The organism is Demequina maris, from assembly GCF_000971155.1.
Lineage (GTDB): Bacteria > Actinomycetota > Actinomycetes > Actinomycetales > Demequinaceae > Demequina > Demequina maris.
Genome location: NZ_BBLX01000005.1, coordinates 46,730 through 61,686, shown reverse-complemented (window position 1 = coordinate 61,686; position 14,957 = coordinate 46,730). Strand labels below are relative to the sequence as shown.

Annotated in this window: 11 protein-coding genes and 1 tRNA gene; 2 read left to right on the top strand and 10 right to left on the bottom strand. The window is 68.7% G+C overall.

The window, feature by feature from the left end:
* Positions 1 to 135: 135 nt before the first annotated feature.
* The 10 genes from AOM02_RS07255 to AOM02_RS07210 form a co-directional block, all read right to left on the bottom strand.
* Complete coding sequence (locus tag AOM02_RS07255; RefSeq protein ID WP_062298266.1) at positions 136 to 4,005, bottom strand: DNA-directed RNA polymerase subunit beta'; 3,870 nt, start codon at positions 4,003 to 4,005, stop codon at positions 136 to 138.
* 73 nt (positions 4,006 to 4,078) lie between these two features.
* On the bottom strand, positions 4,079 to 7,552 hold the full coding sequence (gene rpoB, locus AOM02_RS07250) for a DNA-directed RNA polymerase subunit beta (RefSeq protein ID WP_062298264.1): 3,474 nt from the start codon (positions 7,550 to 7,552) through the stop codon (positions 4,079 to 4,081).
* A 347-nt stretch (positions 7,553 to 7,899) separates the two neighbouring features.
* Positions 7,900 to 8,286 carry a 50S ribosomal protein L7/L12 gene (rplL, locus tag AOM02_RS07245; protein ID WP_062298262.1) on the bottom strand — a complete coding sequence of 129 codons (387 nt, stop codon included), beginning with the start codon at positions 8,284 to 8,286 and terminating at the stop codon, positions 7,900 to 7,902.
* 57 nt (positions 8,287 to 8,343) lie between these two features.
* Entirely contained in the window at positions 8,344 to 8,865 is a 522-nt protein-coding gene (gene rplJ / locus AOM02_RS07240) for a 50S ribosomal protein L10 (RefSeq protein WP_062298260.1), read from the bottom strand.
* 474 nt (positions 8,866 to 9,339) lie between these two features.
* The gene (gene rplA / locus AOM02_RS07235; RefSeq protein WP_062298257.1) at positions 9,340 to 10,038 is read right to left on the bottom strand and encodes a 50S ribosomal protein L1; all 699 of its coding nucleotides are present in this window, start codon (positions 10,036 to 10,038) and stop codon (positions 9,340 to 9,342) included.
* 67 nt (positions 10,039 to 10,105) lie between these two features.
* Positions 10,106 to 10,540: a 50S ribosomal protein L11 gene (gene rplK, locus AOM02_RS07230; protein ID WP_062298254.1), complete on the bottom strand. Its 435-nt coding sequence runs from the start codon at positions 10,538 to 10,540 to the stop codon at positions 10,106 to 10,108.
* Between the two features lie 60 nt (positions 10,541 to 10,600).
* Positions 10,601 to 11,320, bottom strand: a complete 720-nt coding sequence (gene nusG, locus AOM02_RS07225; RefSeq protein WP_082099487.1) for a transcription termination/antitermination protein NusG — start codon at positions 11,318 to 11,320, stop codon at positions 10,601 to 10,603.
* A 23-nt stretch (positions 11,321 to 11,343) separates the two neighbouring features.
* Positions 11,344 to 11,601, bottom strand: a complete 258-nt coding sequence (gene secE, locus AOM02_RS07220; RefSeq protein ID WP_062298252.1) for a preprotein translocase subunit SecE — start codon at positions 11,599 to 11,601, stop codon at positions 11,344 to 11,346.
* 49 nt (positions 11,602 to 11,650) lie between these two features.
* Positions 11,651 to 11,723: transfer RNA gene (locus AOM02_RS07215), tRNA-Trp, on the bottom strand.
* Between the two features lie 397 nt (positions 11,724 to 12,120).
* Positions 12,121 to 13,011 carry a putative endonuclease domain-containing protein gene (locus AOM02_RS07210; RefSeq protein WP_062298250.1) on the bottom strand — a complete coding sequence of 297 codons (891 nt, stop codon included), beginning with the start codon at positions 13,009 to 13,011 and terminating at the stop codon, positions 12,121 to 12,123.
* 179 nt (positions 13,012 to 13,190) lie between these two features.
* On the opposite strand from AOM02_RS07210, the gene AOM02_RS07205 reads away from it, so the two are divergent.
* Positions 13,191 to 13,604, top strand: a complete 414-nt coding sequence (locus tag AOM02_RS07205) for an SHOCT domain-containing protein (protein ID WP_062298248.1) — start codon at positions 13,191 to 13,193, stop codon at positions 13,602 to 13,604.
* 52 nt (positions 13,605 to 13,656) lie between these two features.
* A complete protein-coding gene (locus tag AOM02_RS07200) occupies positions 13,657 to 14,859 on the top strand; it encodes a pyridoxal phosphate-dependent aminotransferase (RefSeq protein WP_439645394.1) in 1,203 nt (400 codons plus the stop codon).
* The last annotated feature ends 98 nt before the right edge of the window (positions 14,860 to 14,957 follow it).

Genomic DNA, 14,957 nt, shown 5'->3' with positions numbered 1-14,957 from the left:
GGCGTGTCGTTCCATCGGGTGTCGCACCGCAGGCGCGACTCGGGGGCCCGGCGACGCGGGCACAAGCATCTAAGATACCTGTGCTCCGCGCCGCCGTCAAAAGCGGACATCACGCCCGCCCGGCCCCGTCGGTTGTCAGTCTCGGATGTCGAACTCCTCGAGCGGCACGGCCTCGCCGGTGCCCTCGCCGAAGAACTGGCCGTCCCACTCCTCGTAACCGAAGGTCGGGAACAGGTTGGCCTTGGCCTCCTCCGTCGGCTCGACCGTCGCCGTGCGGTACTGGGCGAGGCCCGTACCGGCGGGGATGAGCTTTCCGAGGATGACGTTCTCCTTGAGGCCGAGCAGCGGGTCCGACTTGCCGGACATCGCCGCCTCGGTGAGGACGCGGGTGGTCTCCTGGAAGGAGGCCGCCGAGAGCCACGACTCCGTCGCGAGCGACGCCTTCGTGATGCCCATGAGCTCGGGACGCGCCGAGGCGGGCTTGCCGCCGGCGGTCACGGTCTCACGGTTCGCCTGCTCGAAGCGGCTGCGCTCGACTAGCTCGCCGGGGAGCAGGTTGGTCTCTCCCGAGTCCAGCACGGTCACGCGACGCAGCATCTGCCGCACGATGACCTCGATGTGCTTGTCGTGGATCTCCACACCCTGCGAGCGGTACACGTTCTGGACCTCGTCCACCAGGTGCTTCTGGGTGGCGCGGGGACCGAGGATGCGGAGCACGTTCTTGGGGTCGACCGCACCGGCGACGAGCTGCTGGCCCACCTCGACGCGCTCGCCGTCCTGGACCAGGAGGCGGGCACGCTTGGTGACCGGGTACTCGACCGGCTCGTCCCCGTTGTCCGGGGTGACCACGAGGCGACGGGTCGCCTCGGAGTCGTCGACCTTGAGGGTGCCGCTGACCTCGGAGATCGGGGCCTCACCCTTGGGGGTGCGGGCCTCGAAGAGCTCCTGGACACGCGGCAGACCCTGGGTGATGTCGTCCGCCGAGGCCACACCACCGGTGTGGAACGTACGCATCGTCAGCTGGGTGCCGGGCTCACCGATCGACTGGGCCGCGATGATGCCGACGGCCTCGCCGATGTCGACGAGCTCACGGGTCGCGAGCGAGCGGCCGTAGCAGCGCGCGCACGTGCCCACGGCGGACTCGCAGGTGAGGACCGAGCGGACCTTCACCGTGTCGACGCCCGCGGCGATCAGGGTCTCGATGAGCGCGTCGCCCACGTCGGAGCCGGCGGTCGCGATGACCTCGCCGTCGAGCTCGACGTCGGTGGCCAGCGTGCGGGCGAACACCGAGGTGGCGACGCGGTCGTGCATGACGCGCTCGCCGCCGGCGAGGACCTCCGCGATCGGCATGGCGAGGCCACGCTCGGTGCCGCAGTCGTCCTCGCGGACGATGACGTCCTGCGACACGTCGACCAGACGACGCGTGAGGTAGCCCGAGTCCGCGGTACGCAGCGCGGTGTCCGCGAGGCCCTTGCGGGCACCGTGGGTCGCGATGAAGTACTCGAGGACGGACAGGCCCTCACGGTAGTTCGACTTGATCGGACGCGGGATGATCTCACCCTTCGGGTTCGCCACGAGGCCGCGCATACCGGCGATCTGACGGACCTGCATCCAGTTGCCTCGCGCACCCGAGCCGACCATCGTGTGGACGGTGTTGTGCTTCGGGAACGACTCGCGCATCGCCTTGTCGACCTCGTTGGTCGCCTGGGTCCAGATCTCGATGAGCTCCTGACGGCGCTCGTCGTCGGTGATGAGACCGGTGTCGAACTGGTCCTGCACCTTCGCGGCCTGGGCCTCGTAGCGCTCGAGGATCTCCTGCTTGTTCGAGGGGGTCGCGACGTCGCCGATGGCGATGGTCACGCCCGAACGGGTGGCCCAGTGGAAGCCCGCCGCCTTGAGGGCGTCGAGCGAGGCGGCCACCTCGACCTTCGGGTAGCGCTCGGCGAGCGTGTTGACGATGTCGCCGAGGACCTTCTTGTCGACGTTGCGGTTGACGTACGGGTACGACACCGGCAGGAGGTCGTTGAACAGCGAGCGACCGAGGGTGGTGGTGAGCATGAACGGCTCGCCTGCCACGTGGCCCTCGGGCAGCTCGAAGTCGACCGGCGGGACGGTGTCGCCGTCGACGCGCAGCCGGATCTCCGAGTTGAGCGAGATGGTGCCGGCGTCGAACGCCATGAGCGCCTCGGACTGCGTGCCGAAGACCAGGCCCTCGCCCTTCTCGCCCTCCTTGAGGAGCGAGAGGTGGTAGAGGCCGATGATCATGTCCTGCGAGGGCATGGTCACCGGGCGGCCGTCGGACGGCTTGAGGATGTTGTTGCTCGAGAGCATCAGCACGCGGGCCTCGGCCTGCGCCTCCGCCGACAGGGGCAGGTGCACGGCCATCTGGTCACCGTCGAAGTCGGCGTTGAACGCGCCGCAGACGAGCGGGTGCAGGTGGATGGCCTTGCCCTCGACCAGCTGCGGCTCGAACGCCTGGATGCCCAGACGGTGCAGCGTGGGCGCACGGTTCAGCAGCACCGGGTGCTCGCGGATGACCTCCTCGAGGACGTCCCACACCTCGGAGCGGCTGCGCTCGACCATGCGCTTCGCGGACTTGATGTTCTGCGCGTGGTTGAGCTCGACCAGGCGCTTCATGACGAAGGGCTTGAAGAGCTCGAGCGCCATCTGCTTGGGCAGGCCGCACTGGTGCAGCTTCAGGGTCGGGCCGACCACGATGACCGAGCGGCCCGAGTAGTCGACGCGCTTGCCGAGCAGGTTCTGACGGAAGCGGCCCTGCTTGCCCTTGAGCATGTCCGAGATGGACTTGAGGGGGCGGTTGCCGGGGCCCGTGACCGGGCGGCCGCGACGGCCGTTGTCGAACAGCGAGTCGACGGCCTCCTGCAGCATGCGCTTCTCGTTGTTCACGATGATCTCGGGCGCACCGAGGTCGAGCAGGCGCTTGAGGCGGTTGTTGCGGTTGATAACGCGGCGGTACAGGTCGTTGAGGTCGGAGGTCGCGAAGCGGCCACCGTCGAGCTGCACCATCGGACGCAGGTCCGGCGGGATGACCGGCACGCAGTCGAGCACCATGCCCTCGGGCGAGTTGGTGGTCGTGAGGAACGCGTTGACCACCTTGAGGCGCTTGAGGGCGCGGGTCTTGCGCTGGCCCTTGCCGGTCGCGATGATCTCGCGGAGCTTCTCGGCCTCGGCCTCGAGGTCGAAGGTCTGGAGGCGCTTCTGGATCGCCTCCGCACCCATCGAGCCCTTGAAGTACGAGCCGTAGCGGCGCGACATCTCGCGGTAGAGCATCTCGTCGCCCTCGAGGTCCTGGACCTTGAGGTTGGCGAAGCGGTCGAAGATGGCCTCGAGGCGCTCGATCTCGGCGTCCGCGCGCTTGCGGATGTTCGCCATCTCGCGCTCGGCGCCGTCCTTGACCTTGCGCTTGACGTCGGACTTGGCGCCCTCCGCCTCGAGCTCCGCCAGGTCCTTCTCGAGCTTCTCGGCACGCGCGTTGATCTGCACGTCGCGGTCGTTCGCGAGGGCCTTCTTCTCCTTCTCCGTCTCGTTGCGGAGCTGGGGAAGGTCCTCGTGACGGCCGTCCTCGTCGACCTCGGTCACCATGTACGCCGCGAAGTAGATGACCTTCTCCAGGTCCTTCGGGGCGAGGTCGAGCAGGTAGCCGAGGCGCGAGGGCACGCCCTTGAAGTACCAGATGTGGGTCACCGGGGCGGCGAGCTCGATGTGGCCCATCCGCTCACGGCGGACCTTCGAGCGGGTCACCTCGACACCGCAGCGCTCGCAGACGATGCCGCGGTAGCGGACGCGCTTGTACTTGCCGCAGCCGCACTCCCAGTCACGGGTGGGGCCGAAGATCTTCTCGCAGAACAGGCCGTCCTTCTCCGGCTTGAGCGTGCGGTAGTTGATCGTCTCGGGCTTCTTCACCTCTCCATGCGACCAGTTGCGGATCTCCTCCGCGGTCGCAAGGCCGATGCGCAGATCGCCGAACTCGTTCACGTCGAGCAAGGTTCTACTTCCTTACTGCCGGCGGGATGCCGGCACCAAAACTTGTCCTGTATGGAGTTGAGCTCGGGGCTCGTCAGATCTCGTCGACGCTCGAGGCATCGGGTCGGCTGGACAGCGAGATGCCCAGCGACTCGGCGGCCTGGTAGGCGTCGTCGTCGGTCTCGCGCATCTCGATGACGTGGCCCTCGTGGTTGAGGACCTCGACGTTGAGGCAGAGCGACTGCATCTCCTTCATGAGGACGCGGAAGGACTCGGGCAGGCCCGGCTCCGGGATGTTCTGGCCCTTGACGATGGCCTCGTACACCTTCACGCGGCCGGTGACGTCGTCCGACTTGATGGTGAGGAGCTCCTGCAGGGCGTAGGCCGCGCCGTACGCCTCGAGGGCCCACACCTCCATCTCGCCGAAGCGCTGGCCACCGAACTGGGCCTTACCGCCCAGCGGCTGCTGCGTGATCATCGAGTACGGACCCGTCGAGCGGGCGTGGATCTTGTCGTCGACCAGGTGGTGGAGCTTGAGGATGTACTTGTAGCCCACCGCGATCGGCTCCGGGAACGGCTCGCCGGTACGACCGTCGAACAGGCGGGCCTTGCCCTCCTGGTTGACGAGGCGCACGCCGTCGCGGTTCGGGTTGACGACCGTGCGGAGACCGCCCAGGACGTCCTCGCGCAGACCGTCGAACACCGGGGTCGCAACCGGGGTGCCCGGCTCCGACATCACGGCGTTCGCGGGGAGGTTCTTGGTCCACTCCCCCTCGGCGCCCGTGGCGTCCCAGCCGTGCTTGGCGATCCAGCCCGTGTGCGTCTCGAGGACCTGGCCGACGTTCATACGGCCGGGGACACCGAGCGGGTTGAGGATGACGTCGACCGGCGTGCCGTCCTCGAGGAACGGCATGTCCTCGACCGGCAGGATCGTCGAGATGACGCCCTTGTTGCCGTGGCGGCCGGCGAGCTTGTCGCCCTCCTGGATCTTGCGGCGCTGCGCGATGTAGACGCGGACCAGCTGGTTGACGCCGGCGGGGAGGTCGTCGCCGTCCTCCTCCGTGAAGACGCGCACGCCGATGACCGTGCCCGACTCGCCGTGGGGCACCTTGAGCGACGTGTCGCGCACCTCGCGGGCCTTCTCGCCGAAGATCGCGCGCAGCAGGCGCTCCTCCGGGGTCAGCTCGGTCTCGCCCTTCGGGGTGACCTTGCCGACGAGGATGTCGCCCGCACGCACCTCGGCGCCGATGCGGATGATGCCGCGCTCGTCGAGGTCGGCGAGCGCCTCCTCCGAGGCGTTCGGGATGTCGCGGGTGATCTCCTCGGGGCCGAGCTTCGTGTCGCGGGCGTCGACCTCGTGCTCCTCGATGTGGATCGAGGAGAGGACGTCGTCCTGCACGAGGCGCTGCGACAGGATGATCGCGTCCTCGTAGTTGTGGCCCTCCCAGCACATGAACGCCACGAGGAGGTTCTTGCCGAGCGCCAGGTCGCCCTGGTCGGTCGCGGGGCCGTCGGCGATGACCGAGCCGACGACGACGCGGTCACCCTCCTCGACCACGACGCGCTGGTTGTACGAGGTGCCCTGGTTCGAGCGCTGGAACTTCGCGATGCGGTACGAGCCGGTGGTGCCGTCGTCGTTCGCCACGGTGACGAGGTCCGAGCTCACCTCGGTGACCACGCCCTCCTTCGACGCGATGACCACGTCGCCGGCGTCGATCGCGGCGCGACGCTCCATGCCGGTGCCGACGAGCGGCGCCTCGGAGCGGACGAGCGGCACCGCCTGGCGCTGCATGTTCGCGCCCATGAGCGCGCGGTTCGCGTCGTCGTGCTCGAGGAACGGGATCAGGGCCGTGCCGACCGACACCATCTGGCGCGGCGAGACGTCCATGTAGTCGACGGCCTCGCGGGCGACGAACTCGACCTCGCCGCCCTTGCCACGGACGAGCACGCGCTCCTCCGTGAAGCGGCCGTCGTCGTCGATGCCGGCGTTCGCCTGCGCGATGACGTAGTGGTCCTCGTCGTCGGCGGTCAGGTAGTCGACCTGGTCCGTCACGACACCCTTGACGACCTTGCGGTACGGGGTCTCGACGAAGCCCAGCGGGTTGATGCGGCCGAACGACGCGAGCGAGCCGATGAGGCCGATGTTCGGACCCTCAGGGGTCTCGATCGGGCACATGCGGCCGTAGTGCGAGGCGTGGACGTCGCGGACCTCCATGCCGGCGCGGTCGCGCGAGAGGCCGCCCGGGCCGAGCGCCGACAGGCGGCGCTTGTGGGTCAGGCCCGCGAGCGGGTTGTTCTGGTCCATGAACTGCGACAGCTGCGACGTGCCGAAGAACTCGCGGATCGCGGCGACGACCGGACGCGTGTTGATGAGCGTCTGGGGCGTGATCGCCTCGACGTCCTGCGTGGTCATGCGCTCGCGGACCACGCGCTCCATGCGCGACAGGCCGGTGCGGATCTGGTTCTGGATGAGCTCGCCCACGGCGCGGATACGACGGTTGCCGAAGTGGTCGATGTCGTCGGTCTCGACGCGCACATCGCCCTCGGCGCCCGGGATCGTCGCCATGCCGGCGTGCGCGGCGGCGATGTACTTGATGGTCGCGACGATGTCGTCGAGACCCAGCACCGAGTCGCCGAGCTGCTTGGTGAGGCCGAGCTTCTTGTCGAGCTTGAAGCGGCCCACCTTGGCGAGGTCGTAGCGCTTGGGGTTGAAGTAGAAGTTGTCGAGCAGGTTCTGGCCCGCCTCGACGGTCGGCGGCTCGCCCGGACGCAGCTTGCGGTAGAGGTCGACGAGCGCCTCCTCGTGGCCGTGGACGGTGTCCTTGGCGAGGGTCTCGAGGACGGCCGGGAAGTCGGCGAACTCCTCGGCGATCTGCTCCTCGGACATGCCGAGGGCCTTGAGGAAGAGCGTGACGGGCTGCTTGCGCTTGCGGTCGACGCGCACGCCGACGGCGTCGCGCTTGTCGATCTCGAACTCGAGCCACGCGCCGCGCGACGGGATCACCTTGGCGGTGAAGATGTCCTTGTCGGACGTCTTGTCGGGGGTGCGCTCGAAGTAGACGCCGGGAGAGCGGACGAGCTGCGACACGACGACGCGCTCGGTGCCGTTGACGATGAAGGTGCCCTGGCTGCTCATGAGCGGGAAGTCACCCATGAAGACGGTCTGGGACTTGATCTCACCGGTGGTGTTGTTCATGAACTCCGCGGTGACGAAGAGCTGCGCGGAGTAGGTGAAGTCCTTCTCCTTGCACTCCTCCGGCGTGTACCGGGGCTCCTCGAAGTAGGGGTCCGAGAAGGACAGGGACATGGTCTGTCCGAAGTCCTCGATCGGAGAGATCTCCTCGAAGATCTCCTGGAGGCCTGCCACCTCCGGGACGTCGTTCCGGCCGTTCTCCTTCGCGGCGGCCACACGGGCCTGCCACGCGGTGTTGCCCAGGAGCCAGTCGAAGCTCTCGGTCTGGAGACCGATCAGGTTCGGGACCTCGATGGGGTCCTGGATCTGGGCGAAGGAGATACGGCGCGATGCGGAACGGTTGGAGATGGCGGAATCGGTGCGCGAGGCAGCCAAGGGTGGTTCCTTCCCTTTATGATCGTGCGTGACCACGATGCCTAGCCGCGGCTCCACCGGATCCTGGGGCGAAACCCGCTACAAGCGGACGCACGCCAGGTAGGCATATGAGGGCAGGGCGATAGACAGCGCAAGTCGTCAGACTACAGGCGGGCGCAAGGTTTGTCCAGTCCGCTGCGCCCTGCGCCAGCCGACACGCCGCACGTTCCCGAATTGCGACCCGGGACGATGCGCGGGCGCGCGAGGGGCCCCTCGCCGACGCATCGTCCCCCGCCGAGTACGGCAGAACGGGGCCGGGCCCTTGCGGACCCGACCCCGTTCAGAAGTGCGGCTATGCCGAAGCGAGCTTACTTGAGCTCGACGGTGGCGCCGGCGGCCTCGAGCTGAGCCTTGGCCTTCTCGGCGTCGTCCTTCTTCGCGCCCTCGAGGATGGCCTTGGGGGCCTCGTCCACGAGCGCCTTGGCCTCACCGAGGCCGAGCGACGTGAGCGCGCGCACCTCCTTGATGACCTGGATCTTCTTGTCGCCGACCGCGGCGAGGATGACGTCGAACTCGTCCTTCTCCTCGACCTCGGCAGCGGCCTCGCCGCCGGCGGCGGGGGCAGCGGCAACGGCGACCGGAGCGGCGGCGGTGACCTCGAAGGTCTCCTCGAACGCCTTCACGAACTCCGAGAGCTCGATGAGCGAGAGCTCCTTGAACTGCTCGATGAGCTCCTCGGTGGTGAGCTTAGCCATGATGACTTCCTTCTCTCTTGCCTGCGTGAAGCAGATGTGTGTAGTGGGGTGCGGCCCTTAGGCCGCGTCTTCCTGCTTCGCACGCAGGGCGTCGACGGCGCGCGCTGCCTGAGCAAGCGGTGCCTGGAACAGGTATGCAGCACCAAAGAGCGACGCCTTCATGGCGCCGGCAGCCTTGGCGAGCAGAACCTCGCGGGACTCGAGGTCCGCCAGCTTCTTGACCTCATCAGCAGAGATCACCTTGCCCTCGAGAACGCCGCCCTTGATGACGAGCTTGTCGTTCTCCTTGGCAAAAGCCTTGAGACCCTTCGCAGCCTCGACCGGGTCACCGGTCACGAATGCGATGGCCGTGGGGCCGGTCAGAAGGTCGTCGAGACCCTCGATGCCGGCGTCCTTGGCCGCGAGCGCCGTCAGAGTGTTCTTCGCGACCTTGTAGGTCGCGGCGCCGCGGATCTCACCGCGCAGCTTCGCGAGCTGCGGGACGGAGAGGCCGCGGTACTCGGTGATCAGCACCGCCGAGGAGGCACGGAACTGGTCCGCGATCTCCGCAACAGCGTTCACCTTGTCTGGCGTCGCCATGTTTGTCCTTCCTTCGGATGACCGCCCGTCCCATCCCCCACATGAGAAAGGCCCCGCGCAGGCGGGGCCGGGGGCCTGGTCCGCAAACAGAAAGGGCGGCCCGTGGGCCGCCCAGACGTTCGCGCACTCGGCGCTGTCAGCTTCACCTGCGCTGGACCCCGCATGAGCGGGACTTCGGCCGAACCCGGAAGAACCGGGCCCGACGACCGGCGGTCTTGGGCTCGTCCATAGTACGCGACCCGCGCATCGTCCGCAAATCGTTCCGGCGGGACGATGCGGGGAGGCCTCGAGGCGGGCCGTCGCCCGCGCAGCGTCCCCCCGGGAAAGCGAGAGGGCCCGGCTCCCCTTGAGGGGAGCCGGGCCGGTGGGCCGCGCTTGGGACGCTGTGGCGTCGCGTGGGCGGCCCTTCTCCGCGGCCCGACCGGGATCGCCGGTCGGGCTGCCAGAGAGTCTGTTGCCAGCTGGGGCGGGGTGTTACGCCTCGGCCTTCGCGAGCGCGTCGACCGGGATGCCCGGGCCCTGCGTCGCGGAGATGGCGGCCTTGATGATGTAACGACCCTTCGAGGCCGACGGCTTGGCGCGGAGCACCTCGTCGATGACGGCCTGGTAGTTCTCGAGCAGCTTCGCGTCGCCGAACGACGCCTTGCCCAGCACGGTGTGCAGGTTGGCGTGCTTGTCGACGCGGAACTCGATCTTTCCGCCCTTGATGTCGGACACGGCCTTGGCCACGTCCATCGTCACGGTGCCCGTCTTGGGGTTCGGCATGAGGCCGCGGGGGCCGAGCACGCGGCCCAGGCGACCCACCTTGCCCATGAGGTCGGGGGTGGCGACGACGGCGTCGAAGTCCGCGCGACCCTCCGCGACCTCGGTGATGAGCTCGTCACCACCGACGATGTCGGCGCCCGCCTCGCGGGCGGCCTCTGCCTTGTCACCGTTGGCGAAGACCAGGACCCTGGCGGTCTTGCCGGTGCCGTTCGGCAGGATGACGGTGGAACGGACCATCTGGTCCGCGTGACGGGGGTCGACGCCGAGCTTGAACACGACGTCGATGGTCGAGTCGGTGTTCTTCGAGGACGTCTTCTGCGCGAGGCGGAGGGCCTCGAGCGGCGTGTACAGCTGGCTGCGGTCGACGAGCTGGGCTGCGTCGCGGTAAGCCTTGGAGCGCTTGGTCATCTGCGATCTTCCTTTGCAGTTCGTGGTTGCGGGCCAGCGCGGCCCTCCCACTGGGGTGGTGTGGTCCTTAGGAGACCGTGATGCCCATGGAGCGGGCGGTGCCGGCGATGATCTTCGCGGCGGCGTCGATGTCGTTGGCGTTGAGGTCGGCCATCTTGGCCTCGGCGATCTCACGCACCTGGGCCTCGGTCAGGTTGCCGACCTTGGCGGTGTGCGGGGTGCCCGAGCCCTTGGCGACGCCGGCAGCCTTCTTGATGAGCTCGGCGGCCGGAGGGGTCTTGAGCACGAACGTGAACGAGCGGTCCTCGTACACCGTGATCTCGACGGGCACGACGTTGCCACGCTGCGACTCGGTCGCGGCGTTGTACGCCTTGCAGAACTCCATGATGTTGACGCCGTGCTGACCGAGCGCCGGACCGACCGGCGGGGCAGGGTTGGCGGCGCCGGCCTGGATCTGAAGCTTGATCAGCCCAGTGACCTTCTTCTTCTTCGCGGGTGCCATGTTGAGGGTCCTTATCTTGTTGCCTGTGCGGCTTGGCGGCCGCAGGTTCGCTGTCGCGAACTAGATCTTGGTGACCTGCGTGAACGACAGCTCGACCGGGGTCTCCCGGCCGAAGATGGAGACGAGCACGTGGAGCTTCTGGGACTCAGCCGAGATCTCCGAGATCGTGCCCGGGAGGGTCGCGAACGGGCCGTCGATGACGGTGACCGACTCGCCGACCTCGAACTCGACCTCGACGGGCGCCTGCTGCGTGGCGGTCTCCTCGGCGGCGGCCGCCTCGGCCACCTCCTTGGGCGCCAGCATCGAGTACACCTCGTCGATGGTGAGCGGGACGGGGTTGTGGGCGTGGCCGACGAAGCCGGTGACGCCCGGGGTGTTGCGCACGGCGCCCCAGGACTCGTCCGTGAGGTACATGCGCACCAGGACGTATCCGGGCATCCGGACGCGGGTGACGAGCTTGCGCTGGCCGCCCTTGATCTCGGCGACCTCCTCCATCGTCACCTCGACCTGGAAGATGTAGTCCTCCATGTGGAGGCTCTCGATGCGGTGCTCGATCGCCTGCTTCACGCGCTTCTCGTGGCCCGAGTAGCTGTGGACGACGTACCAGTCACCCTCGAGGGTGCGCAGCTTCGCCTTGAACTCGGCGACCGGGTCGGCCGGCGGCGCGTCGATGGGGGTCTCGTCGACGGGCGCCTCGGCGGGCGCGTCGACATCCACCGTCTCCTCGGCGAGGGTCGCCTCGTCCACGGACACGGTCTCGTCAGTCTTGTCGTCGCTCATCACTCACTCCCCTAGTAGCGGCCTCAGCCGCCGAACACCTTCGCCGAGATCCAGCCGAACACGAGGTCCAGCGCGAACACCAGGATCATCATGACGGCCACGAAGCCGAGAACGATCCAGATGTAGCGGATCAGCTCCTGGCGCGTGGGGGTGACCACACGTCGCAGCTCGGAGATGACCTGGCGCACGAACAGCGCGATGCGTCCGAAGATGTTGAGACCCTCGCGCGACTCGTGCCGCGGGTCCTTCTCTCCGGAATCCGTCACGGCAGATTCGCTCACCGAAAAGTCCTTCTCTCTGGATTGCGCTCACGGGAGATCCCCGCGTACGCAGGGCAGGAGGGACTCGAACCCACAACCGCCGGTTTTGGAGACCGGTGCGCTACCAATTGCGCCACTGCCCTTCGGGGGTCTTCACCCCCGCGGCGCTCGATCCCGTCCGGTGATCCCCGCCTCGAGGGCGCGGACCAGCCTGACGAACGTCAATCGCCGACGTCACATGTTACGCGGTTCGAGCCGGGAAGTCGAACCCGTGCCCGTGGGCCGGCCTCGTCGCCGCCCGCCATGTGCGCTCGGACAGCCTAGCGCCCCTCAGGATGCGCCCCGACCACCGGTCGCTCCAACCCGGATCGCGGGCCGATGCGCGATCCACCCGCAAACCGGGTCACGGCGACCCGAAACGCGGGTCGATCAGCGATCGACCCGCGTTCGAGGACCTGCGGCTCTCCCGATCCCATGCGTGGCGCCGCGCCCACCACGACCTGGATCGCGGGTCGATGCGCGATCCACCCGCAAACCGCGTCACAGCGACCCGAAACGCGGGCGAGGTGGCGATCCGCCCGCTTTCCGAGCCGCCTGCACCCGCTGGCCAAGCGCACCGAGGATGCCTCGTACCTCGCGCGCCAGCTCGCCTCGACGCGCGCGCTCGATCTCAGCCGCGGTGAACCGCGCTGTCGGCACCCCGCCCCTGAGCATCGTGCGGTCGCGCCGGCGATCGCGTGTGAACGCGTCATCTCCGTCGTGATAGCCGCGCCCGTCGATCTCCAACGCGAGCACGCCCTCCACCATCAGGTCCACCCGGCCGACACCATCCACGTACACCTGCGGGACCGCACGCAGCCCACCCTCGACCAGGTCGATCCGCGCCAGCGTCTCCTGAGCCGATTCGGCGCGCGGATCGCAGTGCTCGAGCAGCCAGGAGCGCCGCCGACCGCCGGTGGCCGTCCAGCTCGCAAGATCGCCGCCCTTGACCAGGCCCGCCCGCAGTGCGGCGTCGAGCATGACGAGATGGGCGCGTTCGCCCACGCAACGACCCGCGTGGTCGAGCGCCGCCGCGACCGGCATGGGAGCGAGCGAGCGCCCGACCTCGCTCGCGAAGTGGACCCGCAGCGCCCCGCGCGCCCGGGGCCCGTGACCGCGCGTCGAGGTGGCGACGTGGGTCAGGCGGGGACGTCCCATCACGGGAAGCCCCGCCTGCGCGACCGCGGACACGCACGTCAGCCGGGCTCGTGCGGACGCTGCCGCGAGCGCGGCCGGCGTCAAGGCGGGCAACGCCAGGACGCCATGTGCGGGCGCGATGAGCTCGCCGCCCGCGAGCGCACGATCGATCGCATGGCGGCTCACTCCGGCAGCGACCGCGTCAGCCCGTCTCATCACGTCGCCGTTGACCGTCACGAGGCTGACCGGATCCATGAGGCGAGCGTGCGCGCGGACCAGACTGGGGTCGCAGAACTCCCTCGCAGATGGGGAGAATCAGGGCGCCTCGCGACCCCGTGGACATCATCCGGGGCATCTCGCGCATCCGGACGCGTCCGGGCATAGCGTGAGAATCGACCGGGCGGCATGGCGCCGCCGGCGAGAGGGGCATCGTCATGGACTTCTTCGCGAACTTCCTCAACATCCTCTGGTGGTCGCTGTGGCTCACCATCTGGATCCTGTTCATCTTCCTGATCATCAAGTTCGTCATCGACGCGTGGCGCGACGAGGAGCTCGGCGTCGGCGGCAAGATCCTGTGGACGCTGCTCCTGATCCTGCTGCCGATGCTCGGGGCGCTCATCTACCTCCTTGCGCGGGGTCGGGGCATGGCGGAGCGCGACATGGCCGCGGCGCGGGACTACCGCGCGGAGGAGGTCGACTACACACGCAGCCTCATGTACGACGACGCCGACATCGAGACGCTCACCCGCCAGCCGTCCACCGAGATCGCGCGCGCGAAGGAGCTGCTGGACTCCGGAGCGATCACCCCGGAGGAATTCGAGAGGCTGAAGGCGCGCGCCCTCGCCTAGGCGGGACGCGGGCGGGCCGCCGCGCGCCACGCGAGGTGGAACAATGACCCCCATGAAGCCCGCCCGCCGCGTCTCTGCCCGCCTCGGCGCCATCGCGCCGTCCGCCACCCTCGCCGTCGACTCGAAGGCGAAGGCGCTGAAGGCCGCCGGCCGCCCCGTCATCGGGTTCGGCGCCGGCGAGCCCGACTTCCCGACACCGGAGTTCATCGTGGACGCCGCCGCGGCGGCCGTGCACGACCCCAAGAACCACCGCTACACGCCCGCGACGGGCCTGCCCGAGCTCAAGAAGGCCATCGCCGCGAAGACGCTGCGCGACTCCGGCTACGAGGTCGACCCCGCCAACGTCGTGGTGACCAACGGCGGCAAGCAGGCCGTGTTCCAGGCCTTCGCCAGCATCGTCGACCCGGGCGACGAGGTCCTCCTCCCCGCGCCGTACTGGACCACCTACCCCGAGGCGATCTCGCTCGCCGGCGGCACCCCGGTCGAGGTCTTCGCCGGCGCCGACCAGGGCTACCTCGTCACGGTCGAGCAGCTCGAGGCCGCCCGCACCGACAAGACCAAGGCGCTGCTGTTCTGCAGCCCCTCGAACCCGACCGGCGCGGTCTACTCCCCCGAGCAGACCAAGGCGATCGGCGAGTGGGCCGTCGAGCACGGCATCTGGGTGATCACCGACGAGATCTACGAGCACCTCCTCTACGACGACGCGGTCTTCACCCCGATCGTCCGCGCGGTGCCCGAGCTCGCCGACCAGTGCATCGTCGTCAACGGCGTCGCCAAGACCTACGCCATGACCGGCTGGCGCGTGGGATGGATGATCGCGCCCGCCGACGTCACCAAGGCGGCCTCCAACTTCCAGAGCCACCTCACGAGCAACGTCGCGAACGTCAGCCAGCGTGCCGCGATCGCGGCCCTCGAGGGCGGCCTCGAGGAGGTCCACGAGATGCGCGAGGCCTTCGACCGCCGCCGCCGCACGATGGTCGACATGCTCCGCGCGATCGACGGCGTCGTGTGCCCCACCCCGAAGGGCGCGTTCTACGCGTACCCGTCGGTCGAGGGCCTCATCGGCCGCACCGTCGGCGGCGTCGAGATCACGTCGTCCGCGGACCTCGCCACCGTGATCCTCGAGCAGGCCGAGGTGGCCGTGGTGCCCGGCGAGGCCTTCGGCCCGTCCGGCTTCCTGCGCCTCAGCTACGCGCTCGGCGACGACGACCTCGTCGAGGGCGTCACCCGCATCCAGAGGCTGCTCGCGCAATAGGCGCACCCGAGAAGCGACCGGAAGGCCCGCATCGTCCCCGCGGACGATGCGGGCCTTCCGTCGTCCGGACGAGGCACCAGCGACGATGCGTGGCTAGG

Coding starts and splice junctions, on each gene's coding strand:
- AOM02_RS07200 (WP_439645394.1), top strand. CDS start 13,657: ATGAAGCCCGCCCGCCGCGTCTCTGCCCGCCTCGGCGCCATCGCGCCG.
- nusG (WP_082099487.1), bottom strand. CDS start 11,320: ATGAGCGACGACAAGACTGACGAGACCGTGTCCGTGGACGAGGCGACC.
- rplJ (WP_062298260.1), bottom strand. CDS start 8,865: ATGGCGACGCCAGACAAGGTGAACGCTGTTGCGGAGATCGCGGACCAG.
- rplK (WP_062298254.1), bottom strand. CDS start 10,540: ATGGCACCCGCGAAGAAGAAGAAGGTCACTGGGCTGATCAAGCTTCAG.
- rplA (WP_062298257.1), bottom strand. CDS start 10,038: ATGACCAAGCGCTCCAAGGCTTACCGCGACGCAGCCCAGCTCGTCGAC.
- AOM02_RS07210 (WP_062298250.1), bottom strand. CDS start 13,011: ATGGATCCGGTCAGCCTCGTGACGGTCAACGGCGACGTGATGAGACGG.
- AOM02_RS07205 (WP_062298248.1), top strand. CDS start 13,191: ATGGACTTCTTCGCGAACTTCCTCAACATCCTCTGGTGGTCGCTGTGG.
- rplL (WP_062298262.1), bottom strand. CDS start 8,286: ATGGCTAAGCTCACCACCGAGGAGCTCATCGAGCAGTTCAAGGAGCTC.